Genomic DNA, 25,210 nt, shown 5'->3' on the forward strand with positions numbered 1-25,210 from the left:
TTGCGCCTCGTTTGTACAGAACCTCTCTCACCCAAGGAGACAACCCTTCTATGAGTGATACAACTGCTCCAGTCGAGCGCCGTGAGCTTACGGCAGCCGACTACATAGAAATGCGCGATAGCGAAGAGTTTGGCGAGCTGCGCAGCGCTTATCGTAGTTTCACTTTTCCCATGACCGTCGCGTTTTTCGTGTGGTACATCGTCTACGTGCTCACCGCCGTGTTTGCGCCTGATTTTATGGCCATTGAGCTTGGCGATGGCGGCTGGAACGTCGGCCTCGTCTTCGGCCTGGCCCAGTTCCTGACCACGTTCATCATTACCTGGATTTACGTGAAGTACGCCAATAAGAATATTCAGCCTAAATCGGTTGCTATTCGCGAGAAGTTGGAGGCCAAGTAAATGACTACCACTTACCTTGCACAAGAAACTTCTGCCGGTAACCCGATTCTGAATATCTCCATCTTCGGCATCTTCCTCGTGGTTACCATGGCCGTCGTGTTGCGCGCCGGCAAGACTACGAAGAAGGCGTCTGACTTCTATACCGGCGGTGGCTCGTTCTCCGGCCGCCAGAATGGCTTGGCCATTTCCGGTGACTACCTTTCTGCGGCATCCTTCCTCGGCATCGTTGGTGCGGTGGCGCTTAACGGCTACGACGGATTCTTGTACTCCGTCGGCTTCTTCGTCGCTTGGCTCGTAGCCCTGATGCTCGTGGCTGAGCCGATGCGTAACGTGGGCCGCTTTACCATGGCGGACGTTTTGTCCTTCCGCCTGAAGCAAAAGCCGGTGCGCGTGGCCGCGTCCATCGCCACGCTCTTCGTGACGTTGTTCTACCTCATCGCCCAGATGGCCGGCGCCGGGTCCCTGGTGGCCGTGCTGCTGAACATCCACGACTTTAAGTGGCAGGCAGTTGTCGTCGGTATCGTCGGCGTGCTGATGATCCTCTACGTCTTGGTCGGCGGCATGAAGGGCACCACCTACGTGCAGATGATTAAGGCCGTCCTGTTGGTGACCGGTGTGGTCGTCATGTGCATCATGGTGTTTGTCTCCCTGCGCGGTGGCTTCAGCAACATGTTCAGCACAGCGATTGATATGCACGCGTCGTCCGATTACCTCCATGAAAAGGGCTATGAGGCCAAGGAAATCATGGAGCCGGGCCTGAAGTACGGTGGCTCTACCGCCGCTAAGCTGGACTTCATCTCCTTGGGTATGTCCCTCGTGTTGGGTGTGGGCGGCTTGCCACACGTTCTGATGCGCTTCTACACCGTGCCGACCGCCGTTGAGGCGCGCCGCTCCGTGACGTGGGCCATCGTTATCATCGGTGCCTTCTACCTGATGACCCTGATTCTGGGCTACGGTGCAGCCGCACTGGTTGGCCCGGACCGCATCCTGAACGCACCGGGTGGCGCGAACGCCGCGGCACCGCTGCTGGCACTGGAAATCGGTGGCTCCATCTTCATGGCCATTATTTCCGCTGTGGCCTTTGCTACCGTGCTCGCCGTGGTGGCGGGCCTGGCGATTACCGCCTCCGCCTCCATCGCGCACGATATTTACCACGCGGTTATCCGCAACGGTGAGTCCACCGAGGCAGAGCAGGTGCGCGTCTCGCAGGCCACCGTGGTAATCCTGGGTATCGTCTCCATCATCTTGGGCATCTTGGCGATGACCCAGAACGTGGCCTTCTTGGTCTCCCTGGCCTTCGCAGTGGCGGCATCGGCTAACCTGCCGACCATCCTGTACTCGCTGTACTGGCGCCGCTTCAACACCGCGGGTGCCGTGGCCTCCATGTACACCGGTGTTGTCTCCTGCTTGGTCCTCATCTTCTTCTCCCCAGCGGTATCCGGCACCGACAGCGCCATGTTTCCGAACGCGGACTGGGCTATCTTCCCGCTGACCTCGCCGGGTCTGGTCAGCATCCCGCTGTCCTTCTTCGTTGGCTGGTTCGTCTCCATCGTGACCAAGCCGGATAACTTGGACGAGTTGGCGGCAGAGATGGAAGTTCGTTCCCTGACCGGTGTGGGCGTCGAGGCCCCAGTCCAGCACTAATTGCCCGAAAGGTAGCAATTACCGGTAATATGGTTCGACGTGTTTAATCCGTCCTCTCTCAACGCGGCGGCATCAGTAAAGGCTGGTGCCGCCCTTGCCGTGTGCATGCTTGCCTGCTCTACGGTTACTGGGTGCAGCAATAGCGAGCGAGATAGCACCGCCAAAGCCGAAGACACCACGATCACCGCGCATAGGGCGACAACGGTGCCCCCGCGGATCAATGAGTTCCTCAAGGGGGATGAGGACCATTCCATTAGCTATATTCGCCTGCACGATGGTATGTATATGGGCTCTGCGGCAGAACACGATCCCCGCCCGGCGCTTAGCCTTATCAAGCTCTATATTGCTACCTACGTCATTGAGCAGGGCGAGTACGAGGACAAATACGAGGCGCTCGGTATGATCGCCAGCTCTTCTGATAAGAGCGCCGAGGAGCTGTTTAAAAAGTATCCGGATTCCATCGATAAGATTGCCAAGGAATACGATCTGGAATCCACCAAGGCGGGCGAGACTTGGGGCTATTCGGAAACCTCCACCTATGACGTGGCCAGCTTCATCTCCCAGCTCATCAAGCGCGATGAAATCCACCCCGTGCTCGTGGCGATGTCGCACGCGGATCCCGTCTCAGAAGATGGCTATGACCAGGATTATGGCACCGCGAAGCTCTCAAATGTGGTGGGCAGCAAGTGGGGCTGGTCTAATGACAAGTCCATCAATTCCTCGGTGTCCTTTGGCAAGAACTTCGTCGCCGCAGCCTCCATTAATGGTTCTGCCGATGACCTCACGGACTACGTGAAGAGCGAAATCAATGGCGAGAACCTGGGCAAGGCTACCGAGCGGTTCCTGAAGTACAAGGACGGCGAGGACGTCCCGCCCATCGAGACGACCTCGGAGAAGCCGTCCTCGAGCGAGAAGAAGGACGAGGAGAAGAAGGACGAAAAGAAGTCCTCCGAGCCCAAGGGGAAATAGGCCTACTTAATGGCCTTGGCGATGTCCTGGGCGGCATCGGCAAGCCCGCGAATTTGCTCGTTGCTTAGCGATGACCCCTTAAAGCTCACCCCATCCGCGTTGAGCTGCGGCAGCTCCGGCATATTCGGGATGGCCTTGTCCAGGGTGGAGCTGAGATCCTGGATGCCTGGCTGCTTGGAACCGGGCGTCCATTGGCCCCAGTCGCTGGCATAGACCTCGTTGACATCGACAATGACGTTCTCGATGGTCTGCTGGCGCGACTGCGGTAGCTGGTGAATGGTGGTCTTGGGGTGGATTTTCCCGTTGGAACCCCAATCGTGCATCCAGTAGAACGTGCCAATCCCATCCTGGCTGGCCCACTCGATGGTGTTGTAGTTGCCGTAGACGCCGGTTTGGTAGCCGGCGACAGACAGCGCCTTGGAGAATGCCTGCAGGTATGGCCGGATGAACTGGGTGTAGTGCTCGCGGGTGGGATTATCGTCGATGGCGATATAAATGGGGCGGTGCGTGGGTCCACCGGCGGCCTTGTGCAGCGAAATGGCCTGCGGGGCGTGGATGGCAGCGCCGGCCGCGCCCTGCTTCCAATCGGCGGTTTCGGCGCGGCCGAATTGATAGACCGAGGCCGTGGGCAGGCCGGCGGCGGCATTGGCGGCAGCCTCTTGCAGCGTGACCGGCTTGCCGGTCATCCAAGCCGCGCCGGGGCGCTTATTGGAGACGTAGCGAATGGCACCGATGTGTCCCGCGCGCTTGATGGCGGCGGGGGAGGGTATGCCGGAGGAGAAGTCGATGATGGTCCCGCGCACTGGGCCGAGGGCGGCGGCAGAGGGTGCGGCCGCACCGATGGCTCCGGCGGTAACGGCAAGGGCGCTTGCCTTCAAGAGGCCGCGACGAGATAGAGATGGTGACATGAAAAGCTCCTGCAGTGATCGCATTAGTCACAATAGTTAACAAATGCACCATAGTAGGAGATAGTGGGGGAATCGTGTTTATTTTGACTCGTTGCTAAATTCCACGTTCGTGGCGTGTTCCACGGTGCGAGATACCGTGCAGTCCTTCTCGTGGGAGATGCGGATGAGGTTATCCACGAGCGTGCGGGCCTTATCGCCGTCCGGGGTGGAGGGGAAGGCGAGGTCGAAGGCGACGCGGACATCGGAAAGCCGCGAGGCGCCATCCTCATCCACGCGGTCGCCCTCTGCGCGTACCTGGAAAGACTCCGGCTCGGTGCGCCGGGAGGTCACGACATCCACGTCCACCGCGGTGCACCCAGCGACGGCGGCCAGCAGGAGCTCTACCGGCGATAACAGGCCCTCCCCACGGCCGAATTCGATGCTGGCGCCATCCGCATTGGTGGCGCGGTACACCGAATTTTCTACGCGGTTAAGGTCAACGGAATACTGCTTAGTGATTTCACTCATGGCTTAAAGCTTAAGCCAGGCTCGGGATATAGGCCACGCTGCCGCCCAAGGACATCGTGATAAAGATGGGCGCGATAACCAGGGGGCCAAGCCATGCGCGGCCGGTATTGGCATAAAACATCTTGTTCAAGATGGGCAGCAGGATCATCATGGGCAAGATGGACTGCAGCATATTCACATACAGCCAGTCATCGGTCCAGTGCACCGTGCCGGTGGCGGCGAAGACGGAGTACTGGATAACGAAGATCATCGCCAAGCCGACGGAGTTAGCTAGCGCCGCAATGAGGTAGGTCTGCCACTTGGGCGTATCGCTATAGCGCGTGCCCACACCGGCGCGAATGGAATTGGCCAGGTAGAAGATGAACATCGCCGGCACGTACATCAGCGCCACCAGGAACCAGCGCAGCGTCAGCGGGCGCGAGGCCACGACCAAGAAGCGGTAATCGCTGTGGAAAGCAAGGTAGACGATGGATAGCACCGAGAAGTACACGAAGAGCAAGATGAAGGCCAGCAGCAGCGTGCGCCAGAAGGTGCGCCGGCCCATCGTGATGCCCCACGCGCGGGCGCGCTCGCCGCGGGCATAGGTGGACTTATCCCGGGTGATATAGAACAAGATAAGCCCCACGATGCCGTTGACGATGGCCCACAAGACCACCGAGTTGACCATGCGCGCCGGGAAGAACCAGGTGCTGACCTTATTCGCGGCATCGTAGAAGACGTCCTGCGAAAGGTTCGCCAGCGGCATGAACGTGAAGAATGCGATGGCCGCCGAAAGCACGAAGAATGCCCAGAACTTCGCGGCCTCTTTGCCCCGCGGGCGCTTCGGTACCGTCGGGAGCGCCTGTGCCACCGGGGCGAAGTAGCGGGTGCGCAATAGCATGCGGGTAAGCGGGAAAAGCATGGCAATGCCGCCGATGAGGGAGATGAGGTTAAAGACCTCCTTGAGCCACCACGTCTGGTTGCCGGAATCCATCTTCACCGGCGCATCCAGGGTGTCATCGAAAAACTCGAGGATACTGCCGATGGCACTGGGTGTCAGCGGCTGCAGCGGGTGCAGCGTTTCATCGTTATAGGCAACGCGGTAGGTGCCCTTGTCGATGTCCCCGTAGCCCCGGCCGATCTCAATGCGGTCCACCTGGTCTTGTTTCTTGAGCCCAGAGTTGACCATGGACAGGGCCTCTGGGGCATCGCGCAGATCGCCATCGCCGTTGATATTGCGGTAGCCGCCTTCATCGTAGCGGGCATAGCCCAGCGCCATATTGGAGTGCACGTGGGCAAACTTCTTATCGTTTAAGTTCTTGAGCCAGCCGGAGATAAAGACCGCGGAGATCTTGTCCAGGTCCTCGGCACGCTTGCGCTCGCCATCCGTGATGGTGGTGCCGCCTTCGCTATCCGGATCCTTGGCGGCCTCGAGGGCGTCATCGACCTTCTTGCCGTATTTATTGGCTGCGGTGCGCACCGCAGTACCGCCGGCGGAGTGGCCAGTAATGCCGATGCGATCCTCATCGACGTAATTGAACGTATCCAGGTGATCCGTGACGTAATCAATGGCAGCTACGACGGCGGTATCGCCATCGTCCGGGTGCTGCGAGCTCGATTCGCCCTGGTTATATGGGTCAACTACCAGGGTGACAAAGCCGCGCCGGGCCAATTCCAGCGAGTTGGAGACCTGAGTTTCCTTGGTGCGCTGGAAACCGGGCGAGACGATGACCATCGGCGCTTTATTCTCCGGCGTCGCGTCCTTCGGCCGGAAGAGATCGGCGGTGACGGTAGCGCCGTGCTTGCCGGCGATTTTGAGGTCAGTGACTTGAACATTGCCGCCATCGGTTTGCACCAGGGACGAGCCCAGGGCGCCGACGAGCACGATGACGATGCACACGAGGAGCTTCCAGCCATCGCTAAAGCGGCGCTTCTTCGATACTTCAGCGGGCAACTGCTGTGCCTGCTGCTCTAGAGAAAGGGACGACCGCTCTTCCATGGGAGCGGAGGAGAGGGATGTGGAGTCGGACATATACGCGTTCCTTGTGGGGTGGTACTTCATTGAAACGAGTGGGCTGAAAGTCCGATAGTGGAAAACTTAAAGTCCAGCGTGGAAGCACATTAGGTCCGCCCGAAAGCCGGTGCAAACGGTGCACTTTCCAGGAGTGCTGTACGGACGCTGAGCTGCTTAAATTCCGCCCGGCGCAGTGAATTAATTACGCGAGGAGGGTAAGGGGTGCGGCAACCCCACATTGGGGGATTAACCTATAGCCCAATAGATATTTGTATACCTGTAGTACTACCGTTATGAAAAGCAATGAAGGAACCCTACAAGGAGAAACAATGGATTCGGTGATCGCAGGCAATGCGAGCTGGATGCTCATGAGCGCGGCTCTCGTGCTGCTCATGACCCCAGCCCTGGCACTTTTTTACGGAGGCATGACAGAGCGCCGCGGTGTGCTCAACATGATGCTGATGTCCTTCGGCTCACTAGCGGTAGTCAGCATCATTTACATCCTCTGGGGCTGGTCAATGAGCTACGGCACGGAGTCTTGGGGCGGCATCGTTGCCAACCCCTTCGAGTTCTTCGGGCTCAAGGATTCCATCTTTGATGCCAACGGTGAGTACCTCGAAGGTGCGGAAGGCTACGCCAATATCATCGATATCGGCTTCCAGCTCACCTTCGCCGTTATTTCCACCGCGATTATCTCCGGTGCACTCGCGGGCCGTGTGAAGTTCGGTACCTGGATGATTTTCAGTGGCCTGTGGGCAACCTTTGTCTACTTCCCGCTGGCTCACATGGTCTGGGGCGGTGGCATCCTGGGTGAGGGTGAAAGCAGCGTCACCAGCTGGATCTTTGGCAGCGAAGGTGGGGAAGCGCTTGTGGCACCGATTGACTTTGCCGGTGGTATCGTCGTCCACATTTCCGCCGGTACGGCCGCACTGGTCTTAGCGATTGTCGTGGGCAAGCGCCAAGGCTTCCCGAAGAGCGTTCAGCGTCCCCACAACCTGCCCATGGTCATGCTCGGTGCCGGCCTGCTGTGGTTCGGTTGGTTCGGCTTCAATGGCGGTTCCGCCTTCGCAGCCGATGGCCTCGCCGGCCTGGCCTGGGTCAACACCACCGCCGCAACGGCTGCCGCAATCCTAGGTTGGTTGCTCGTGGAAAAGCTCCGCGATAACTACTGCACTTCCTTAGGTGCAGCCTCCGGCGTGGTTGCCGGCCTAGTCACCATTACCCCGGCCGCCGGCGACCTGAACCCGGTCACCTCCCTCATCATGGGTGCCCTCGGCGGCATGCTGGGCTGCCTGGGCGTGGGCCTGAAGTTCCGCTTCGGCTTCGATGATTCCCTCGACGTCGTGGGCGTCCACCTGGTCGCTGGCTTGTGGGGCACCGTGGCGGTTGCGTTCTTTGCCAATGATCGCGGCATCTTTACCGGCGGCGGCGCCGAAGGCTGGAAGCTGCTCATCGTACAGATCCTCATCGCCGCAATCGCCGTGGTCTTCGCCGCAGTCATTACCGCCATCATTGCGGTGATTTTGAAGGCGACCATTGGCTGGCGCGTGACCGACCAGATTGAAACCGACGGCATTGACTTTGGTGGTCACCGTGAGACCGGCTATGACATTGGCGGCCGTGCCATGCGCGGTACCACCAGCCGCAACTAAAACGCCCAGCGATACCTAGGAGCAACAATGAAACTCGTAACAGCCGTGGTCAAGCCCTTTACTCTTGATGATATCCAGCAAGCCCTACAAAAGCTCGGCTCGCCCGGCATGACGGTGACCGAAATCGAAGGCTTTGGCCAGCAACGCGGCAACAAGGAAATCTACCGCGGCGCCCAATTCGCCACCTCCTTTGTGCCTAAGGCCAAAATCGAGCTCATCGTGGCAGACGATGACGCCGAAGCAATTGTCGATGCCATCGTCGACGCCGCCTGCACCGGCGAAATCGGCGACGGCAAGATATGGATAGCCCCCGTCGAAGACGTCATCCGCGTCCGCACCGACGAGCGTGGGGAGAAGGCTATTTAAGCCTCCAAGACACCGGCGCCCCAGGCCTCCTCAGAAGAGTGGAGGGCTGGGGCTCTAAGCTGTCGTTAAATCTTATGGTGAAGAAACAATGGGACCATCGAACCGGTTTGTGCCGAATCGGAACTATCGGCCTTAAAACGATGAGAGGGTGTGTGCTCTCCTTTGACGGCTACTCACTGGCTAAAGATCATTCCTCAGGCATCGGGCGGTGCCTAACCGAAGCTAGCGACAAGTTCTACTGCTCATCAAAAGAAAAGTAATAGAAACGCAGACGAACATAACCTGCCCTTGTCCAGGGGTAAAGTTAGGAATTTTGGGTACCTTTAAGCGGAACTGCTGACAACGCAATGGATGCCGAAATGGAACCCTTGCGTTAATCCTGGATTACCTTGTTTATGTTGCTGTTACCGAACGCTGTGGCAGCAGGACCGCGGCCACGGAAATAGGCATTGCCCTTTGTTCGGCAGTTGGGATAATTCCACCTGCATCGTTAGTACATGTCAGGAGGTCAGTAGCAGCCATTATCGGCCCTTTATAAGAGCAAGCCTTGACGTGAATTCCGACAAGCCAAGGGCGTGACCGTGTAGGGCGCTTACGCATGTGTTCTCAAGGACCCCTTTGAACTGGACACTGGCCCTGATGGAAATATTTAGCTTCCTGCTTTACACATGAGAAGCTTGAAGAATGAGTCAATCCTCTTCTTCTTTTCCTCACCGTTCGACGATCCGCAATATTGCAAACGTCCTGGCCAGCCCTGAACCACCGTGCCTGACTGGAAGTCAGATTGACCAGCTTCTGCAAGATATAGACGCGCCACCACGTGGAACCGGAAATAAACGAGAGGGACTGTTTGGCGCGCTTACTAACACGTCCAATTCGGAGTCAGCCGCTCAACGTACGCGTGACTTCATAGCGGCGGCAATGAGTCCGGCACGACACACTAACAACCGCCAGTTCTGGGAGGATTTGCGTCGCCAGCTCAACCGGGTACTGATCACTGAGGGGTGGCACATCGACGAAGATTGCCGGTTGATCGAATTCGGCGAAGTAGCAAATAAATTTGACGATATTGACCGTCTCACAAACTCTCTCATGGAGGAGCTACATCGGCGAGGTACTCACGAGCATCTGCTGGAATATTGCAGTCAAGAACTGATCTCCCAGTCACTGTTCCATGCGATATCCGAGGCCGCCAAGTCGATTCCTGATCGCATCCGTAACCTTACAGGCCTGACGGATGATGGCCAGGACTTGTTCGACACCGCTTTGGGAACAAAGAATTCTGCTCCTAGGCTTTTAATTAATGGACTTTCCACACAGTCGGAGGAATCAGAACAAAAAGGGTTTAGGAACCTTCTGGTAGGTATCTATGGGCACTACCGGAATCCTCGCGCACATCAAACCCGGCGGGGAAGTGAGGAAGACCAACATGACTTTCTCGATGCTTTTAGCTTATTTTCTTATGTTCACCGTCGCCTCGATTCAGCCCAGCTTGATCAGTCCTTCAGATAGAAGTCGCACCCGAACCTATCTTCCGAAAGTGGCACCCATCAATTCGCTCGATTCTAGTAACCATAGAACTTAAGCGTCCCAGGTTTGTTCTGTTTGAGTAGATGGAAAACCTGGAACTTGCCAAGAAGGACCCAGCCTCCGGCGTGTCCACTTTCCGGGGGTCAGGCCCCAGCAGCGTTGAAGAAGGTGTATACAGCTACTGATGAATCCACGGCAGAAGCGGCGTTGAAGGAATTCTCCAAGTCTGAACTGGGTGTGAAGTACCCTCAGTCGGTCAAGGTCTAGGAGGATGCGTGGGATAGATTCGTGCCATTTTTGCAGTTTCCTCCAGCGGCCAGGAAGGTTATCTATACGACGAATTCGATTGAATCGTTTAACAACCAGCTGCGTAAAGCCACGCGCAACCGGGTCCAATTTACTAATGATGATTCCGCGTTAAAGACGCTGTGGTTGATGATCTGCAATATTGAAGACAAACGAGCTATCAAGCGGGCGAAACAAGGCAAACGGGCCTCGGCTACAACCAGCAGGCTCGTGGAAGGAGCACGAGTATCCGGCTGGAAACAAGCCATCAACCAAATGGCCGTGGCCTTTCCTGACCGCTTCGACAAATACCTATAAACCTAACCCCACACACAAACAACTTGACACGCTCGGCGCAGGGAGCGGAAATAGCTACCTAGCAACTAGCTAACAATGCTATGTTTTCACGACCTGCGGGAAACGCAGAATTTAAAATCCTATTTTACTAACATCAAACCAGGATATTGAAACTTGATTATCAGGCCGTCACTCTACTAAGCCAACCGCTTTTCGACAGTAAAGGAAGAATCTGCTTTCTCTATTAAAATTTTTTGCAATTCAGAAAACGACTCCTCTACAAAATCAATAGTTTTGGGTAAGCCGTCCTGTACTTCCTCTGGAAAACTATCACTTCTATATGTGGGATCACCGTGCGCAATGCCGTTGCGTATTTCGACCATTTTATCAATAGTTTCGCCATTTCTGTGGAAAAATTCAGGGATGCGTATGTCCAAATCGCGTAACAATTTTTTTAAAACTTTGATTCTGAGATTTGAGGAAGTATTAGAAAATATTTTTATTTCTTGTTCCTGAAGCTCCAATCGATCATCATCGAGCTGTTCAATGAAACGCGCCCGTAGTTTTTGAAGTTCTTCAGGAGAAAGATCCGAGTTCTCCATGGCTTTTTGTGCTCTTCCAGTCTCGTCCTCAGGATACGTCGAACTGCCCTTGGGTGTGATTGGGCTTCCCGAAAAGATACGTAACCTAATGATTTCAAGTAAATTTGAATAGCTTGCTTTACGTATCCTTCCCAATGGGAATAGGTAAGTATATACATCGCACGCTTGTCTAAAGCCGATAACGGAACTACTCGTCCACTGCTGTCATCTTCAATATATTGATAGCGAACGATAGTTTTTTCGGGGTTGTTGGGATCTTTTTGAGTTGTCTTTCGATACTGGAAGTTGAACTTGCTCACCAGTTTGTTTAGCTCTTTTTTCCTCCACGCGCTGGCCTCGGTTAATGCACCAAATAATTCATCGATGTCACGCATTTGTTTCAATTTCTAACGCCTTTTAAAGTATTGACGTCCGAAGTTAATCATTTTTGGAAAACGATCGCGGGCATTTACTCCAGATCCTACGTGTTCGCGGAATTCATCAGAAGTCCAAAAATCGGACAGTAATCCTTGGAGGGTTTCAGGTGTACTCTCCCAGAAGTCTATTTCATTTGATACGCCGGACATTACAAATTCAAAGGCAGCATTTGATGCTGGACCGCGACGGGATTTCCCATCTTCAGAGAGTCGACGGAGCGCATCACTGCCTCCTGCAGACAGAACCAAGGAAACAGTCCTATTAAACAAATCCGTATCGGGAGTATAACTGGACTCTTCCCGTAAAGCAGCACCTTTCGCCCACGCCGTCAGGTATTCTCCGAAGTCTTCTCGAAGTGACGAGGTGTCTCCGGAAAATTCGCTCTGCATGAAAAATCGTAAAACAAGCTCATCGCTGAAAGCTTGTTTCGACTTTCTATCTGAGAGTTGAACAAGTTTAAGGAAGTCCTCGTTCTGTGCACATGACTTAATGGTTTTAAAGAAACTCGGGTTAACCATCAGTAACAGGCAGTTTCGGAGTTCTTGCTGAGTAAGGCTAGCTCCAGAATTCAAGCGCAAGAATAAATTGTACTTAGCTTCTGCAGAAGAAGTACTCTCCAGCATCGTGACATCGATACGCGTAGTTTCTAGTTTTCTTTTAAGCGCTCTCGGTAGGTCGATCCAACTAAGATCTTCTGCCTCGACTAGGTGTTCCAATCTAGACAGAGCAAATGGCTCAAGAGAAAATTCCGAGTCCCTACCCGAATCGGTTAATGCTTCTTCATCGGCACCGTCCATGCTATTGTCGCCCGACTCAAGGTTATTGTCCGAATCCGGAAAGGTCATCCCCATAAAACTGAAAATGGTGGAGAGTCTCTGTACACCATCAACCACATCCCAATCACCATCAAAATCTTCGGAAACAAAGACTGAGGGTAGTGGAATGGACAACAACATGGATTCAATCAGAGAAGATTTCTGTTCTTTGGTCCACCGGAACGTTCTCTGAAACTCTGGGCGGATATTTATCTGCCCTTCCTCAAACATGCTCCTTAACTCCCTCACCGAGTACGAGGTTGTTGCTGCCCGGACTTCTTGAGACCTAGCTTTAACAGCGTTGACAAGCTCTTCTTCACTAATGGCTGACATAAATCGTCCTTTCAATTCGTATAGAACTACAAAATCCACTCGCAATTATATCGTGAAAACTAAATGCGTGGGTCCTTTTTTGAGCGCCCGTTAAGTCCTCTGGGGTTCCCGCAAATCGTGGACACGCAGTGAAGCTACCTTGAGGTTAGACAACCATCTATTTTGTCGGCAGTAAATCCGATGTGGTTTTCGAAGACGACTGGGCTGACCATCCTGTTTGCTCCAGGGTCAGCTTCATCGAGCCTGTTAAGTTGTTCATGCGTGGGGTCTGGATTATAGGCTTTATCGAAGCAGTCGGGGGACGGCCATTGAGGGGATCCGATGGTTGGTGTGTAGGTTCCCAACCTGCATAAGGAGATAACCCAGAATGCGTAATATGGCACGCCGAGAGCCGTCCGATAATGCGACCATAAGGAAGTTTTTCGCTACCCCGTGCACGCGGAAATTATTGATGAATTAGCCATATCCACCACGGATGCCAATTCCCTAGTTTGGGCTTTACTGCAAGACTCAATTACCCGCGAGCTGAATGCGGAAATGGATGCCGAGGCTAGGCAGCAGTCAGGTAATGCTGTAGTTCCATTGCTTTCAGCGGGCCTCGGGACCGTGCTGGTGATCCTCGCGCTGGCCCGTTCCGGTCCTGTATTTGAAAAGAAAAATATAAAAGCCGAGCGCTAGAAGCGCTAGTTTTGGGGCTGCACTCCTTGCGGGAATGCAGAGGACACGACGTTAAGCACCTCCAATCAACCTACTGGTGGATTCAATGTTCAACCGCCTCTGCGATTCAAAGCCGAGCAAGTCGGGGCAAGATATGTATTTAGAGAAATTGATCCCCTCGGCTATCCAGTCACGGCGGTGGCTGGGAAGGAGTAATGACATGAAGGCTTTGTACAGGGCAGCGATTTTCTACCTCGTCTTGGGCTTGGTCGCTGGTTTGTTTTATCGGGAGTTTACGAAGCTACAGGATTTTCCCGAAGGCGAATATACGCAGCTAGGCGTGGCCCACACCCACTTGCTAGCGCTGGGCTTCATGCTGTTCCTCATTTTCTTGGCGCTGGAAAAGGTCTTCGCACTGTCGCGGTACTGCCAGCTATTCAACTCATTCTTCTGGCTGTACAACGTGGGCGTGGTGCTTACCGTTGGCATGCAAATTTCACACGGCATATTGACGGTGCTGGGCAAGGAGTCCAATGAGATGATTTCTGGCATCGCAGGTTTGGGACACATCTTCATCACGGTGGGGCTGACAGTTTTCCTCGTGAATTTGGGCCGGGCCATCAAGGAGCCAGATGACGGCAACGCCAAAGCTTCGGTGAACGCCTAACAATGAGCGAGCACAGCGCACAAGAAAACGTCACGGTGCCTACTCGCCGCGATTGGATAAGCTTGGCGGTTCTTTCCGTCGGACTGGGCGTCATCGTTCTTGATGGCATGATCGTCGGCGTGGCATTGCCGTCGATTATCACTGACTTGCAGCTCAACCTGACGCAGGCGCAGTGGGGCAACAGCCTCTATGCGGTTTTGCTGGCGGCGCTGCTGCTGTCGACGGGCAAGAATGCGGATACCTGAGGACGCAAGCGCGCGTTCCTCACCGGCCTGACAATATTCGTGGCAGGCAGCGTATTGGCGGGATTTTCTACCTCCGCCGCCACGTGGATCTCCGTGCGCGCAGTACAGGCAATCGGTCCTGCGTTCATCATGCCTTCCACGCTTTCCACGGTTAATACCGTAGTCCGCGGCAAATACCGCGCAGCAGCCTTTGGTGTGTGGGGCGCGGTGATTTCCGGCGCGGCAGCGGTCGGACCGCCTGCCGGTGGTGCACTGACGGAATGGGTGTCCTGGTATTCGCGATTATCGAGGGCCCCGACCTAGGCTGGTGGGAGCCCCAATCCTCATTCAGCATCTTTGGCTGGACCTGGTCCGAAAACGCGGCTATTTCACCGGTTCCGCTAGCGTCCGCGATTTCGGCCGTGGGCTTCGTGCTGTTTATCAGGTGGGAAAAGCACCGCGAGCGGAGGCACCGCTCGGCGCTGTTGGATCTTGAATTGTTTTCTTATTCCACGTTCTCGTGGGGCAACATCACCGCTGGTGCGGTAGCAATCGGCGAGTTTGCCATCATCTTCGTGCTGCCGCTGTACCTGATTAATGCGCTAGACCTCAGCACGATGTTGGCTGGCCTGGTGCTGGCAGCCATGGCAATTGGTGCATTCTTCTCCGGTGCAGCCGCCCGCCGCGTCGCGGCACGGTACGGGGCGCCTGGGGCAGTGGTGCAGGCCTTAAGCGAAGACATGGCCAACGCCGCGCAGTGGTCGCTCGTAGCCGCTACCGCATTCTTCGTTCTGAGCTTTTGTCGGTGCACTTAGGGTGCGCCGTGCTGCGGGGGAGAAGGGTGCCCCCGCAAACAACGCCGATCTCGGTGCCCGCGTTAATCGCGTCCCGAACTGATTTTCCACCCGCGTGCTGCTTTGCGTTGCTGCCAGAAGTGGCGGTAGATTCCGAGGACATCGGAAAGCTCAGAATGCGTGCCCAGCTGGCTGACGTGCCCGTGTTCATCCAAGACTACGATTTGATCAGCAGATTTAATTGTATCCAGCTTATGGGCGATGACGATAAAAGTAGACTTCTCCCGTAGCTCGTCCATTGCGGCAAGGATATTTGCCTCATTTTCTGCATCGAGCGCGGAGGTAGCCTCATCAAAGAGGACAATCGGCGCTTGTTTGAGCAGCGCGCGAGCAACAGATACGCGCTGGCGCTCGCCGCCGGACAGAAGCCGCCCGCCTTCACCAACAGGAGTGTGCCACCCTAGGCGGTTGGCAATAGCAGTCACGCCTGAAAGATCAGCTGCGCGGAAGATTTCCTCATCGGAGGCGTCGGGACGACCAACGCGGATATTAGCAATCAGCGAATCATCGAAGAGGTAGACGTCCTGAAAGACCATGGATAGTTTGGACATTAGCTGTTCGGTTCCAAGCTCGCGGATATCTACGCCGTCAACCATCACCGCCCCGGAATCTACATCCCAGAATCGTGAAATAAGGCGCGCAATTGTGGTCTTTCCGGAGCCAGAAGGACCGACAATGGCGGTAACGGTGCCCGGTTGGGCGTGGAAGGCGACATCGACCAATACCGGCTTATCTCCGTACCCAAACGTGACATCGCGCAGCTCAACACTGCCCGAACCGTCTCCTGTGCGCGGAGTAGTGGGTTCTGGCAGGGAAGGGGCATCGGTGATGAGCTCGGTTTCTGCGAGCGCGATACGGCCTGCGTCTAAACCGACGAAACAAGAGCCCAGCTGCTCAAGCGTGCGGGTAAACCTCAAGCTGATTCCGATGATCGCAATTGTTTCTAGTGGCGATAGGGCGCCTTCAACGGCAAGATCCGCGGAGACCATAATGAGAGCCACGATGAAGATCTGCACTACTATGCCGTTGAGTAGCAAAGCTAATGTGGATACCCATAGCTCGCGTATCCGTGCTTTATGATCGATTTCTAGTGCTTGCTCAAGCGGCGCAAACCCTTGTGATTTTCCCGCCGCGCGCAAGGCCGGCTGGCGGTTAGCAAATTCTACGATGCGCTGGGAGAGCTCTTTACTCGGCCCGAGTGCGCGGTTCGATGCTTTCTCACGAATCCACGCAGCCAACTGCATCACCACGAGCGCCAATGGTGCGATGATTAGAAAGACCAATCCCAACCGTGGATTCCAGAAACACGCTCCAACCAACAGGGTCATAAGTGCTGCACTATCGCGGTACACCATACCTTGAGTATGTGCAAGAGTCTCGGCCGCCACCATAAAACGATCTGAGACGAGACGAGATAGCCCGCCGGTATTAGCCGGTATGAACCAGCCGAGCGGTAGCGTTGCCAATTTATCGCCCACAGTCGTGTGCGCGGTTCGGATGAAATCCAAGGCCGTGTGGTAAGAGGCCATGGTTGCGAAAAATCGTAGCGCAAAAGCTACGAGCGCAATTGCCAAAAGCGTCCACATCCATGGTGCGATCGTCGTATCCCCATCGAGTGCCTTTGTAAGTGGCACGAGCGTGAGAACGGCGAGGCCGTCAAGCACGCCAACGATAAGCGATAGACAAGCATGCCTTTTATTGAGCTTATGACCTACAGGACTTTGCAGCTTTTTGACACTGCGAGTAAGTAACGGATCACGAAGCCGCGAACTAGCAGGCGTGGTGGCATTAGACATGAGAATTATCCTTCACAGGCTTGAGGCGGATTATTTGGTCTGCGCCTTGGATGGACTCTGGCTTGTGGGCGATGACTAAGACGGTCTTGTCTCTGACGAGTGTGGCTAGAGCTGCTTGAATTTCTGCTTCGCAGTCAGGATCAGTTGCCGCAGTAGCTTCATCCAGGATCAAGATTGGGGCATTGGTAATAATTGCCCGGGCAATAGAAATGCGTTGCTGTTGTCCACCGGATAAAGAGATGTCCTCACTAACAACGGTGTCGAGCCCAGCCGGTAAAGCGCGAATATCAGCAGCTATGTGCGCGGCCTCTGCTGCTTGCCAGATCTCTTCATCACGAGCTTCTGGGCGTGCAAGGCGAATGTTTTCCCGAATACTCATTCGCAGTAAGTGAGGATCTTGTAAGACGAAAGCCACAGTGCGGTACAAACTGTCGAAAGTGAGATCACGGATATCCACGTTGTTGATAGTGATTGTGCCCGAATCTGGATCCTGGAAACGCGCCAGCATCGTTGCTGCTGTGGATTTGCCAGACCCGGAGGGGCCAATCAATGCCGTGACAGTGCCTGCGTTTAATTGCGCAGAAAAGTCTTGGAGGACTGGTGTGTCTGGGGCGTAGCTAAAGCTGACCTTATGGAACTCCACCTCCATGTCTTGACTACTGGCATCGAGGCTCTTTTGGCCTTCTTTCACGTGGGAAATTGTCATGACTTCATCAAGGCGCAACGCCGCATTGCCAGCGAGCTGGTAAGACCACATCATGCGGCCGACGGTTTGAATCGTGCCTGGGATCACCAGTGCAATCAATGTTGTGGCGATGACTTCAGCAACCGTGACATAGTCCCCGGCTATTAGCAGGGAACCGACTCCTACATTGATAAGGATGAGGACAGGAACCGCCACCACGGATTCTGAAATTGCGCTAACACGCAGAAGCGGACGTACCCACTCGTAATAGAAGATAGCGAATTGTTTAGCAGCTTCGCGGTACCGAGCGTGGGCTTTGCCAACGGTGCCGAAAGCCTTGACGACGGAAATACCTTCGGAGAACTCCACTGCAGTGGCAGAAACCTCTCCAAGATAATCGTCCATTTCCGCAGTTTTTGTGCCCATATCTTTCATTGAATACGCCTGGATTGCTAGGAAAATGGGCACAGTGGCAATAGAAAGTAGGCCAAGGCGCCAATCCAAAATAAAGGCATAAACCAGAAGCGCAAGAGGCGTGAAGATTGCGGCAACTTGCTCTACAGGAGCATGGGCTGTCAGGGTGTGCAGAGTTAGCGTATCGTCCTCGACAGCTTTGCGGACTTTGCCGGAATTAGTCTGGCTAAACCACGAGAGTGGTGCTTTCGCAATAGCGGTAATAATTCGGTGCCGGTTAATCCCCACCAGCTTTGCATCAGCGAAGTGGGTGATCGTAAGGGCAAGGAAATAGAAGAATAGCTGGCCCAAAAATGCAGCAAGTAGCCATTTCACAATGGACGCGACGTCATCAGTATTGCCGTCGATTAGAGCATTTCCCAATGCCACCAACGCGACGTAGGGTGCTACGGCGAGTACCGAGGATATAAGCGCGAGAAACTGTGCGAAGTAGATGGTTATTTGTACTGGGGCCAGTAGCTTTTTTAGAGCGGCCTGGCCGGCTTTTTGTTTTGCGCGAGCCTCTTCTTCCGGTGACGCACCGTGTGATTCTGGTGCGTGGGTTCCGTTTGATTCTGTGGAACTTTGTTTTACCTCAGACATTTCTTTCTCAATTCTTGTTGATGTCAGTCATATCGATGATTCTGGTGACTGATTCTTGGATGAATTCGTGGTCATGGGTGATAACGATGACCACTGCGCCGCTTGCTGTAAGAGAGCGAAGCAGCGCAGAGATGGATTGCAGTTGGCGCCAGCCCACTCCAGAGGTAGGTTCATCGAAGATGTAGACCTCTGCTTGCTCGGCTTGGGCTGAAGCTATGGCTAAGCGTTGCCGTTGCCCACCGGACAGAGACTGCGGATGCCGTTGGGCCATCTCTTCCAGATCGAGGCGATGGAGAATCTCGTTGACATCGATGTGGTCCCGCTTCTTCTTTGCCAGTCCGAGCGTGACCTCTTCTTCGGTGGTGGCAGCGAATAGCTGGCGGCCAACATCCTGCATTACCATGTACGCGCTGCGCCTCCGAGCTGCTGCTCCTACTCGTTTGCTGTTCAAACGGAGACTACCGCCGCGTTTGGGAGAAGCAAGACCACAAATGATCCTGGCGAGGGTGGTTTTTCCAGCGCCGTTGGGCCCGATTAAGGCGGTGACTTCGCCGCTGGGGAAAAATGCGTGGTCAATGTTGAGCACCTCATGCGTGCCATAAGAAAAACGGATATCGCTTAACTCGAGTCCGCTCCGCTGGGGATCGGCGTTTTCGGGCGTGGGTGGTTCGGGCACGCTCGCGGGGAGTGGAACGTGGTGTAAGCTGCGTAGCCCCAATTGTTTGCGTTCGGGTTCGTCTAAGGCATAAAACTCTTGGGCGTGGAAACTGCGCGCTATTTTTCCCTGAGTCAAGTAAATAACTTGGTCAGCGATATCTTTTAAGAAAAAGAGGCGGTGATCAGCGATAATGATCGTTGTGCCTAATTCCTTCAAGCGGTGTAGTACGCGTGCAAGAATATCGATGCTTTCCATGGAGAGATTGGACGTGGGTTCATCGAGAAGCACGAGACTGCCCGGGGACACAAGCGCGCATGCGCATGCCACGGTTTGTAACTGTCCACCGGATAATTCTTTGAATCGCCGGCCCCGAAGATCGTTAATGCCTAGCAACTCGACCGCTGATTGAATCCTAGATTCAATTTCTGTGGGATCCACACCCAGGTTTTCTAGCCCGAAGGCTAATTCTGCATTGACGCTTTCAGTGAAAAACTGCGTCCGTGGATTCTGGAATACTGAGGCGCTGAACTCGATGGCGCGGGACAGCGGTTCCTGCGCAGGGTTAAAGTCCTGGCCATCCTTTGTAATAGTGATGGTACCTAGTAGCTCTCCTGGATTGAAATGGGGGATGAGTCCGTTGATCAACTTGAGTACCGTGGACTTTCCCGATCCGGAATCACCGGTAATCAGTAGGCACTGTCCTGGAGAGACAGAAAAAGACACATCAGATACACCTTGAATGCCTGGCCGAGCGCCCAATGGATATGTAAAAGAAACGTTATGGGCGTTTACACTGGTTGCGACACTGCGTTCGTTCATAAGTGGACCTCCGTGGGAAGCCAGACAGAGGCAACAACGAGGCCCAACCCAGCTATTGCAGTTGCATCGACAAGCTTGAAGGAAAGATCAGCGGTGGTGGTTGGGCGTGTGGGTCCTCCCAATCCGCGGACAAGAGCAGAGGCAGCGAGCTCATCACCAGCGCGGACGACGGCGCCTAACAAGGGGATGATCAGCATCGCGGACGATTGTGTGGGCTGTGTGAACCAGCTTTTCGCTCCAGGCTGGAGACCCCGAAGGACCATGGCATCGCGGATGGCTTTGGCTTCTGCCACGATGATCGGCAAAACACGCAGGAATACCGCCGGTGGAATGGTGGCCCAGCCTGGTAAACGCAGGTCCCGCAGTGCTGAGGTCAACGTGGATGGTGTGAGAGTGAGCAAGCCGAATGCGCCGATGGACATGCTGATGACGAAACGGCTTAGCCACGAAAAAACTGCCGCCGAAAAAGCGAAAAATGTGGAGCCAGGAAGCTGTAAAAGGCCCCAATACCCTAGATAGGATAATGCAAAAGCGCACAGGCAAATAAGACCATAGTGTGGCTTTACTGTAGCTAGTGCGATGGAGCTGAAGGCGATAGAAATCAGCAGTGTCGGTAGGTGGCCGTGGCTGAGAGCTACCGCATTGATTACTAGAACAGAAAGCAGCACGGTCCGTGGATCGATTGAAGATCGACGAAGCACGCCCTGTTTGTCCAAGCTCACAGGAGACCAGCGCTTTCAAAGTGTTTGCGACTGACGCGAACTCCGACCTTTCCTCCGATAAAGCCGACGATGAGCGCACAAATGGCCAGTACTCCAATGGTCCATGGCTGGAAGATATCCGACATAGCATCGGCGTATTCTTGGCCCATTTGGTCTGCGATATCGACGTAGTATGAGTCCGTATCCATAATTAGCGGGATAAAAGGCAAAGAAACCCAGGCACAGAAGACGCCATAGGCAATAGGGAAGGACTTGGCAATCCCGAGGTGGCTTTTTGTGATAATCAAATCCGCGATAAACCCAAGAATTATGCTTCCCAGCAAGGTCCAGAAGTAGTGCCCGGTGAGCATGAATGCTAATCCGTTAATACCGCCGACAAGGGTGAAAGCGCCCATTTTGGGCGTGCGGGCAGCATAAAGCGCTAGCACGATTCCATTTGCGATTGCCGCGATGAACCAGCCAATGAACATGAATTGGGGTCCTGCGAATCCAACCATCCCGGTTACAAAAGTGATTACAAAGTAAAGTGCGGAAAAGATGCCAGCGTTGATGAGATCTCTGGTGTTTAAACGTGCCGTCGACCCACTGGATGAGCTTGTATTCCGTGCAGGCGTAGAGGACTGTTGGGTCATGGTAAACCTCGATTCATAAACAGTAGGGAAAGTAAGGCTTATCTAAAACATATAATACTGTTTATAAGCTATTTCTAGCCGGATCTGAAGATTTACCCTTAATGGGGGCGAATGCAGATAAGCGGTTTTAGGGATCATAAAATAACTATTTATTGATATGAGGGAACTAAGGTGTACCGCCTCTGCATGCTTGGACCGAATGAAATCAGACAGCAAACGGATCGTTATCGGGATTGCTGTTGACGATGAGCTCAATATGATTGGTGACAGAGGATGCTGTTTCTTCACCGAAGAAGTGAGTAATGAAAGCCACCGCCATATCAATTCCTGCCGCCACACCGGATGATGTCCAGAGGTTGCCGTCGTGGACCCATCGAGCTTGCTTTTTCCATTCAATTTTCTGGCCGTGCGTTCTAACCCAGTCGAACGCGTTCTTATTTGTGGTAGCGGTGTTGTTTTCTAAAAGGCCCGCGGCGGCGAGTAGCGCTGACCCAGTACAAACTGAGGTGATGATGTCCGCCGAGCTTGCAAGGGCGGTTAGCTGGCGGAGGAATTCTGGATCTTGAACAAGTGAGCGTGTACCGCGTCCTCCTGGCACAAGCAGAGTATCTCCAGAGAAAGATTCAAAACGCATTGTCGGAACTATGCGTACCCCTTGAGCGCTGCTTACCGGACTGTCATGTTTTGACAGATAGTTGACTTCAAGGCCTGGTGTATTTGCGAGTACTTCTGCGGGGCCAAAAACATCGAGTAACTCGAACCCATCAAAAAGTACGATGCCAATGTTGTGCGGACGCGTCTGGCTCATGACTAAACCGTATCAAAACCGATTTTGACGACCTTAGTGTTTTGGTACGCGGGGTCAATAAGCAGAAGCGTGGAAAAATCTACCCCTCTGATGCAGGTCAGAGGGGTACAAATTGGTGCCCCAGAGAAGATTCGAACTTCCGACACCGGCTTTAGGAGAGCCGTGCTCTATCCCCTGAGCTACTGGGGCGGGGATGTTGCTCATGCAACTCGGATCATCATAGCAGTGCGGCGCGAGTGCGCCCCAAAAGGCTGCGTGCGCGGCCGTTTGTATAGGTCGGGCAAGCAGCCTTAGCTATGGGGTTTAGGCGCCTGCCAGCTCTTCCTGCTTGTTGCGCACGGAGGATGCAGGCGGGTTGGTCTCGTGGGTGCCGTCGGAGTACAAGACGGTGGGGATGATGCGGTTGCCGTCGTTGACGGACTTGATCCACTCGTTGATGTCGTCGGCGTTATCGCCTTCTACGTCCACGAGCTCGTAGGGGGTTTCGGTGCGATCCAAGTTCTTGATGAGCTTGGCGCAAAATGGGCACCAGTCGGCGTAGAAGATGGTGACATCGGCGTTGGTTTCGGGTGCTTGTACAGTCATTAGGCTGCGTCCTTTCTATCGTAAGTTAAAAAGCGGTACTTCATGGGTAGCTCGCTGGCTGGCTGCTCGGGAAGCTCTAAATGCCCCGTGTCAGAGGTGAGCCAATTCGTGCTGTAGGCCAGGCCGAACGTATCGGGAATATCCGGGGCAAAGACGGCGTCCTCGCCATAGATATCGCCGATGTTTACGCCCATGAGAGTGACCTCGATGCGGTCCACCTGGTCCAAGGCGGCGGTGTAGATTTGGCCGCCGCCGATGACCCAGGCATCGGCAAGCGCGGGCATCGTTCTGCCCACCGTAGCACCAGTTGACCACGCGCCGGGTGCGCGCGAGGAGAGCACGTAATTCTCCCGGCCGGGCAGGGGGCGGAACTTGGGGTTGAGGGACTCCCAGGTCTTGCGGCCCATGATGACCGGCGCGCCCATGGTGACGTCCTTGAAGTGCTTGAGATCCTCCGGCACGTGCCAGGGCATCTGCGCGCCATCGCCGATGATGCCGTCCAGGGACTGCGCCCAAATCGCGCCAAGCATTAGACCGACACCTGCGCCTTGATGGCCGGGTGCGGGTCGTAGCCCTGCACCTCAAAATCGGCGAAGTCATAGGAGAAGAGGTCCTTCGCCTTGTTGAGTTTAAGCTGCGGGTACTCACGCGGCTCGCGGGAAAGCTGCTCCTGGACCTGCTCGATGTGATTGTTGTAGATGTGGCAATCGCCGCCGGTCCAGATGAGATCGCCCACCTTGAGGCCGGCCTGCTGAGCAAACATGTGGGTCAGCGCCGCATAGGAGGCGATATTGAAGGGAACGCCCAAGAACATATCCGCCGAGCGCTGGTATACCTGCAGGGACAGCGTGTCATTGGCTACGTAGAGCTGGAAGAGCAGGTGGCAGGGCATAAGCGCCATCTGGTCGAGCTCAGATACATTCCACGCGGAGACCAGGTTGCGGCGCGAGTCCGGGTTATTCTTTAGAGTATCGAGCGCCTGCTGAATTTGGTCGATGTGGCTCCCATCCGGGGTGGGCCAGGAACGCCACTGCACGCCATAGACCGGGCCCAAATCGCCATTCTCATCGGCCCACTCGTTCCAAATGCGCACGTTATTATCCTGCAGGAATTTCACATTGGAATCGCCGCGCAGGAACCACAGCAGCTCGCCGACGACCCCGTGAAAGTAGACCTTCTTTGTGGTCAGCAGCGGGAAGGATTCGGCCAGGTTATAGCGCAGCTGTGCGCCGAAGATGGAGCGCGTGCCGGTGCCGGTGCGATCGCCTTTGGCCGTGCCTGATTCGAGGACGCGGCGGAGGAGATCCTCATACGGGGTTTTGATAGTGGCACTAGAGGCGGTGGACGTATCACTCATGGTGCCCCAGTGTAGAACGTTAGAAAGCCATGGGGATAGTTGGAGTTTTTATTTCCTGTCGGCGCTGGTAGTGGGACTGCTTGCGCGAAGTGTTTCTCGCAGTGCCTGCTCGATCGGGGTGGCTTCCCACTGGGCGGTGGCACCGCTCAAAATGGAGGGGTGTTCCCACAGGTAGCTCATCTCCAACAGCCCATTAAGATCGGAGTTAAAGAGCCCGCCAAGCTTGAGCATCCACGGACGCAGCGTTATGGGCGAGTGCCGGCAGCCTGCGAGATGTGCGAACTCCGCTTGGGTAATTGCAGGGGCGCAGGGTACGGAAATGATAGGTGGGCTGGTGGGGTCAAGGAGGGCATCGGCAAGCGCGCGGCCAAAGTCCGGAAGGTAGGTAACCGAATGCTTGGTATGCGCATTGAAGAGCGCGAGGGGAATGCGCTTGCCGATGATCAGTTGGTGATACACGCACCCCGGGCCAGAATCCGGGCCAAATAGATCTGCGGCCACCACCGATACGGTGCGGGCAGGTGAAGCGAGGCGAGTATTGATGAGCGCAGCGCGCACACCGGGTTTTCCTTGTCTGGATGTGGTTAAAGGGGTACCGGGTGAAAACGATTTGTAGCTCGGATCGAATCCGTAGATGGATTCTGGAAAGACGATAGGGATGGCGCGTTCGGCGGCGATGTGGAGGGCTGTGTCCTCAGCGGGGATGAGGAGCGTACGCCATGCCTCGACGTTATAAGCTGCGTGGATGCAGTGGACAATGCCGTCGACGTCTGCGGGATAGGACTCTTTTTGGGTGGCATCGCCGGTGATGTGCTGTACGTGTGGGCCTAGGTCGAGTGTGGAACCGTGGCGACTCATGATGATGCATTCATGGCCTCGGGCGGTGAGTTCGCGGGCAACCGCACGGCCAACGGGTCCAGCGCCAGTGATAAGGTATTTCATTATCCGGAGTCCTATTCATATTAGTGACTGGT

General features: G+C 54.9%; 27 protein-coding genes, 1 tRNA gene and 1 pseudogene. 12 read left to right on the forward strand and 17 right to left on the reverse strand.

Annotated elements, in window-relative coordinates:
* Positions 1–50 precede the first annotated feature (50 nt).
* The 3 genes from EL217_RS03495 to EL217_RS03505 are packed head-to-tail and all read left to right on the forward strand — an operon-like array spanning position 51 to position 3,011.
* A complete protein-coding gene (locus tag EL217_RS03495; protein ID WP_005279845.1) occupies positions 51–398 on the forward strand; it encodes a DUF485 domain-containing protein in 348 nt (115 codons plus the stop codon).
* Complete coding sequence (locus EL217_RS03500; protein ID WP_126318584.1) at positions 399–2,042, forward strand: cation acetate symporter; 1,644 nt, start codon at positions 399–401, stop codon at positions 2,040–2,042.
* Between the two features lie 39 nt (positions 2,043–2,081).
* Complete coding sequence (locus EL217_RS03505) at positions 2,082–3,011, forward strand: hypothetical protein (RefSeq protein WP_232018386.1); 930 nt, start codon at positions 2,082–2,084, stop codon at positions 3,009–3,011.
* A gap of 2 nt (positions 3,012–3,013) precedes the next feature.
* Here the strand turns inward: EL217_RS03505 and EL217_RS03510 are convergent, their stop codons facing one another.
* The 3 genes from EL217_RS03510 to EL217_RS03520 form a co-directional block, all read right to left on the reverse strand.
* Positions 3,014–3,919: a DUF1906 domain-containing protein gene (locus tag EL217_RS03510; protein ID WP_126318586.1), complete on the reverse strand. Its 906-nt coding sequence runs from the start codon at positions 3,917–3,919 to the stop codon at positions 3,014–3,016.
* A 78-nt stretch (positions 3,920–3,997) separates the two neighbouring features.
* A complete protein-coding gene (locus EL217_RS03515) occupies positions 3,998–4,426 on the reverse strand; it encodes an OsmC family protein (RefSeq protein ID WP_126318588.1) in 429 nt (142 codons plus the stop codon).
* 10 nt (positions 4,427–4,436) lie between these two features.
* The gene (locus tag EL217_RS03520) at positions 4,437–6,437 is read right to left on the reverse strand and encodes a prolyl oligopeptidase family serine peptidase (RefSeq protein ID WP_126318590.1); all 2,001 of its coding nucleotides are present in this window, start codon (positions 6,435–6,437) and stop codon (positions 4,437–4,439) included.
* Positions 6,438–6,748: 311 nt separating this feature from the next.
* On the opposite strand from EL217_RS03520, the gene EL217_RS03525 reads away from it, so the two are divergent.
* From EL217_RS03525 to EL217_RS03540, 4 genes and pseudogenes are all read left to right on the forward strand, one after another.
* Positions 6,749–8,071 carry an ammonium transporter gene (locus tag EL217_RS03525; protein WP_126318592.1) on the forward strand — a complete coding sequence of 441 codons (1,323 nt, stop codon included), beginning with the start codon at positions 6,749–6,751 and terminating at the stop codon, positions 8,069–8,071.
* A 27-nt stretch (positions 8,072–8,098) separates the two neighbouring features.
* Positions 8,099–8,437: a P-II family nitrogen regulator gene (locus EL217_RS03530; RefSeq protein WP_005279856.1), complete on the forward strand. Its 339-nt coding sequence runs from the start codon at positions 8,099–8,101 to the stop codon at positions 8,435–8,437.
* A gap of 684 nt (positions 8,438–9,121) precedes the next feature.
* A complete protein-coding gene (locus EL217_RS03535) occupies positions 9,122–9,949 on the forward strand; it encodes a TIGR02391 family protein (RefSeq protein WP_035108585.1) in 828 nt (275 codons plus the stop codon).
* Positions 9,950–10,126: 177 nt separating this feature from the next.
* Positions 10,127–10,570: pseudogene (locus tag EL217_RS03540) on the forward strand (transposase); the annotation flags it as partial.
* A gap of 176 nt (positions 10,571–10,746) precedes the next feature.
* On the opposite strand, the gene EL217_RS03545 reads toward EL217_RS03540, so the two are convergent.
* From EL217_RS03545 to EL217_RS03550, 3 genes are read right to left on the reverse strand one after another with little or no spacing between them, the layout of a single operon-like run.
* Complete coding sequence (locus EL217_RS03545; protein ID WP_126318594.1) at positions 10,747–11,151, reverse strand: HEPN domain-containing protein; 405 nt, start codon at positions 11,149–11,151, stop codon at positions 10,747–10,749.
* Positions 11,049–11,525, reverse strand: coding sequence for an MAE_28990/MAE_18760 family HEPN-like nuclease (locus tag EL217_RS11475; RefSeq protein ID WP_420026256.1), 477 nt, complete (start codon positions 11,523–11,525; stop codon positions 11,049–11,051). Before EL217_RS11475 ends, EL217_RS03545 begins: the two co-directional genes overlap by 103 nt.
* 12 nt (positions 11,526–11,537) lie before the next feature.
* Positions 11,538–12,716, reverse strand: coding sequence for a DUF262 domain-containing protein (locus tag EL217_RS03550; protein ID WP_005279862.1), 1,179 nt, complete (start codon positions 12,714–12,716; stop codon positions 11,538–11,540).
* Positions 12,717–13,148: 432 nt separating this feature from the next.
* On the opposite strand from EL217_RS03550, the gene EL217_RS03555 reads away from it, so the two are divergent.
* The 5 genes from EL217_RS03555 (at position 13,149) to EL217_RS11330 (ending at position 15,079) form a co-directional block, all read left to right on the forward strand.
* Positions 13,149–13,394: a hypothetical protein gene (locus tag EL217_RS03555; RefSeq protein ID WP_005279864.1), complete on the forward strand. Its 246-nt coding sequence runs from the start codon at positions 13,149–13,151 to the stop codon at positions 13,392–13,394.
* Positions 13,395–13,593: 199 nt separating this feature from the next.
* Entirely contained in the window at positions 13,594–14,040 is a 447-nt protein-coding gene (locus EL217_RS03560; RefSeq protein WP_035108588.1) for a DUF2871 domain-containing protein, read from the forward strand.
* A 2-nt stretch (positions 14,041–14,042) separates the two neighbouring features.
* A complete protein-coding gene (locus tag EL217_RS11320; RefSeq protein ID WP_005279866.1) occupies positions 14,043–14,285 on the forward strand; it encodes a hypothetical protein in 243 nt (80 codons plus the stop codon).
* A 39-nt stretch (positions 14,286–14,324) separates the two neighbouring features.
* Positions 14,325–14,588 carry an MFS transporter gene (locus EL217_RS11325; RefSeq protein WP_005279867.1) on the forward strand — a complete coding sequence of 88 codons (264 nt, stop codon included), beginning with the start codon at positions 14,325–14,327 and terminating at the stop codon, positions 14,586–14,588.
* Positions 14,546–15,079 carry a hypothetical protein gene (locus EL217_RS11330; RefSeq protein ID WP_005279868.1) on the forward strand — a complete coding sequence of 178 codons (534 nt, stop codon included), beginning with the start codon at positions 14,546–14,548 and terminating at the stop codon, positions 15,077–15,079. Before EL217_RS11325 ends, EL217_RS11330 begins: the two co-directional genes overlap by 43 nt.
* 62 nt (positions 15,080–15,141) lie before the next feature.
* Here EL217_RS11330 and EL217_RS03570 read toward each other — a convergent pair whose 3' ends face one another.
* The 11 genes from EL217_RS03570 to EL217_RS03620 form a co-directional block, all read right to left on the reverse strand.
* Positions 15,142–16,914 (reverse strand): ABC transporter ATP-binding protein, encoded by a 1,773-nt coding sequence (locus EL217_RS03570; protein WP_126318595.1) that lies wholly within the window; start codon positions 16,912–16,914, stop codon positions 15,142–15,144.
* Positions 16,907–18,655, reverse strand: a complete 1,749-nt coding sequence (locus EL217_RS03575) for an ABC transporter ATP-binding protein (protein ID WP_005279870.1) — start codon at positions 18,653–18,655, stop codon at positions 16,907–16,909. The genes EL217_RS03570 and EL217_RS03575 overlap by 8 nt, the downstream gene beginning before the upstream one ends.
* Positions 18,656–18,662: 7 nt before the next feature.
* On the reverse strand, positions 18,663–20,132 hold the full coding sequence (locus EL217_RS03580) for an ABC transporter ATP-binding protein (RefSeq protein WP_005279871.1): 1,470 nt from the start codon (positions 20,130–20,132) through the stop codon (positions 18,663–18,665).
* The gene (locus EL217_RS11410) at positions 20,129–20,554 is read right to left on the reverse strand and encodes an energy-coupling factor transporter transmembrane component T family protein (RefSeq protein WP_005279872.1); all 426 of its coding nucleotides are present in this window, start codon (positions 20,552–20,554) and stop codon (positions 20,129–20,131) included. The genes EL217_RS03580 and EL217_RS11410 overlap by 4 nt, the downstream gene beginning before the upstream one ends.
* A 296-nt stretch (positions 20,555–20,850) precedes the next feature.
* Positions 20,851–21,486, reverse strand: coding sequence for an MptD family putative ECF transporter S component (locus EL217_RS03590; RefSeq protein WP_035108592.1), 636 nt, complete (start codon positions 21,484–21,486; stop codon positions 20,851–20,853).
* Positions 21,487–21,691: 205 nt separating this feature from the next.
* Positions 21,692–22,294, reverse strand: coding sequence for a DJ-1/PfpI family protein (locus tag EL217_RS03595; protein ID WP_005279876.1), 603 nt, complete (start codon positions 22,292–22,294; stop codon positions 21,692–21,694).
* Between the two features lie 113 nt (positions 22,295–22,407).
* Positions 22,408–22,483: transfer RNA gene (locus EL217_RS03600), tRNA-Arg, on the reverse strand.
* Between the two features lie 114 nt (positions 22,484–22,597).
* The gene (locus EL217_RS03605) at positions 22,598–22,879 is read right to left on the reverse strand and encodes a glutaredoxin domain-containing protein (protein WP_005279878.1); all 282 of its coding nucleotides are present in this window, start codon (positions 22,877–22,879) and stop codon (positions 22,598–22,600) included.
* The gene (locus EL217_RS03610) at positions 22,879–23,409 is read right to left on the reverse strand and encodes a dihydrofolate reductase (RefSeq protein ID WP_126318598.1); all 531 of its coding nucleotides are present in this window, start codon (positions 23,407–23,409) and stop codon (positions 22,879–22,881) included. Before EL217_RS03610 ends, EL217_RS03605 begins: the two co-directional genes overlap by 1 nt.
* The gene (locus tag EL217_RS03615; protein WP_005279881.1) at positions 23,409–24,236 is read right to left on the reverse strand and encodes a thymidylate synthase; all 828 of its coding nucleotides are present in this window, start codon (positions 24,234–24,236) and stop codon (positions 23,409–23,411) included. Before EL217_RS03615 ends, EL217_RS03610 begins: the two co-directional genes overlap by 1 nt.
* Positions 24,237–24,284: 48 nt before the next feature.
* Entirely contained in the window at positions 24,285–25,178 is an 894-nt protein-coding gene (locus tag EL217_RS03620; protein ID WP_005279882.1) for a hypothetical protein, read from the reverse strand.
* Positions 25,179–25,210: the final 32 nt, after the last annotated feature.

The organism is Corynebacterium segmentosum (assembly GCF_900637825.1).
GTDB lineage: Bacteria > Actinomycetota > Actinomycetes > Mycobacteriales > Mycobacteriaceae > Corynebacterium > Corynebacterium accolens.

Bases quoted from the DNA above. Each gene is read 5' to 3' on its own strand.
- EL217_RS03530 (WP_005279856.1), top strand. From the start codon at position 8,099: ATGAAACTCGTAACAGCCGTGGTCAAGCCCTTTACTCTTGATGATATC.
- EL217_RS11410 (WP_005279872.1), bottom strand. From the start codon at position 20,554: ATGTCCATCGGCGCATTCGGCTTGCTCACTCTCACACCATCCACGTTG.
- EL217_RS03615 (WP_005279881.1), bottom strand. From the start codon at position 24,236: ATGAGTGATACGTCCACCGCCTCTAGTGCCACTATCAAAACCCCGTAT.
- EL217_RS03560 (WP_035108588.1), top strand. From the start codon at position 13,594: ATGAAGGCTTTGTACAGGGCAGCGATTTTCTACCTCGTCTTGGGCTTG.
- EL217_RS11330 (WP_005279868.1), top strand. From the start codon at position 14,546: ATGGGTGTCCTGGTATTCGCGATTATCGAGGGCCCCGACCTAGGCTGG.
- EL217_RS03590 (WP_035108592.1), bottom strand. From the start codon at position 21,486: ATGACCCAACAGTCCTCTACGCCTGCACGGAATACAAGCTCATCCAGT.
- EL217_RS03575 (WP_005279870.1), bottom strand. From the start codon at position 18,655: ATGTCTGAGGTAAAACAAAGTTCCACAGAATCAAACGGAACCCACGCA.
- EL217_RS03495 (WP_005279845.1), top strand. From the start codon at position 51: ATGAGTGATACAACTGCTCCAGTCGAGCGCCGTGAGCTTACGGCAGCC.
- EL217_RS11320 (WP_005279866.1), top strand. From the start codon at position 14,043: ATGAGCGAGCACAGCGCACAAGAAAACGTCACGGTGCCTACTCGCCGC.
- EL217_RS03510 (WP_126318586.1), bottom strand. From the start codon at position 3,919: ATGTCACCATCTCTATCTCGTCGCGGCCTCTTGAAGGCAAGCGCCCTT.
- EL217_RS03525 (WP_126318592.1), top strand. From the start codon at position 6,749: ATGGATTCGGTGATCGCAGGCAATGCGAGCTGGATGCTCATGAGCGCG.
- EL217_RS03620 (WP_005279882.1), bottom strand. From the start codon at position 25,178: ATGAAATACCTTATCACTGGCGCTGGACCCGTTGGCCGTGCGGTTGCC.
- EL217_RS03605 (WP_005279878.1), bottom strand. From the start codon at position 22,879: ATGACTGTACAAGCACCCGAAACCAACGCCGATGTCACCATCTTCTAC.
- EL217_RS03580 (WP_005279871.1), bottom strand. From the start codon at position 20,132: ATGAACGAACGCAGTGTCGCAACCAGTGTAAACGCCCATAACGTTTCT.
- EL217_RS03515 (WP_126318588.1), bottom strand. From the start codon at position 4,426: ATGAGTGAAATCACTAAGCAGTATTCCGTTGACCTTAACCGCGTAGAA.
- EL217_RS03550 (WP_005279862.1), bottom strand. From the start codon at position 12,716: ATGTCAGCCATTAGTGAAGAAGAGCTTGTCAACGCTGTTAAAGCTAGG.
- EL217_RS03535 (WP_035108585.1), top strand. From the start codon at position 9,122: ATGAGTCAATCCTCTTCTTCTTTTCCTCACCGTTCGACGATCCGCAAT.
- EL217_RS03545 (WP_126318594.1), bottom strand. From the start codon at position 11,151: ATGGAGAACTCGGATCTTTCTCCTGAAGAACTTCAAAAACTACGGGCG.
- EL217_RS03610 (WP_126318598.1), bottom strand. From the start codon at position 23,409: ATGCTTGGCGCGATTTGGGCGCAGTCCCTGGACGGCATCATCGGCGAT.
- EL217_RS03595 (WP_005279876.1), bottom strand. From the start codon at position 22,294: ATGAGCCAGACGCGTCCGCACAACATTGGCATCGTACTTTTTGATGGG.
- EL217_RS03520 (WP_126318590.1), bottom strand. From the start codon at position 6,437: ATGTCCGACTCCACATCCCTCTCCTCCGCTCCCATGGAAGAGCGGTCG.
- EL217_RS11475 (WP_420026256.1), bottom strand. From the start codon at position 11,525: ATGCGTGACATCGATGAATTATTTGGTGCATTAACCGAGGCCAGCGCG.
- EL217_RS03500 (WP_126318584.1), top strand. From the start codon at position 399: ATGACTACCACTTACCTTGCACAAGAAACTTCTGCCGGTAACCCGATT.
- EL217_RS03570 (WP_126318595.1), bottom strand. From the start codon at position 16,914: ATGTCTAATGCCACCACGCCTGCTAGTTCGCGGCTTCGTGATCCGTTA.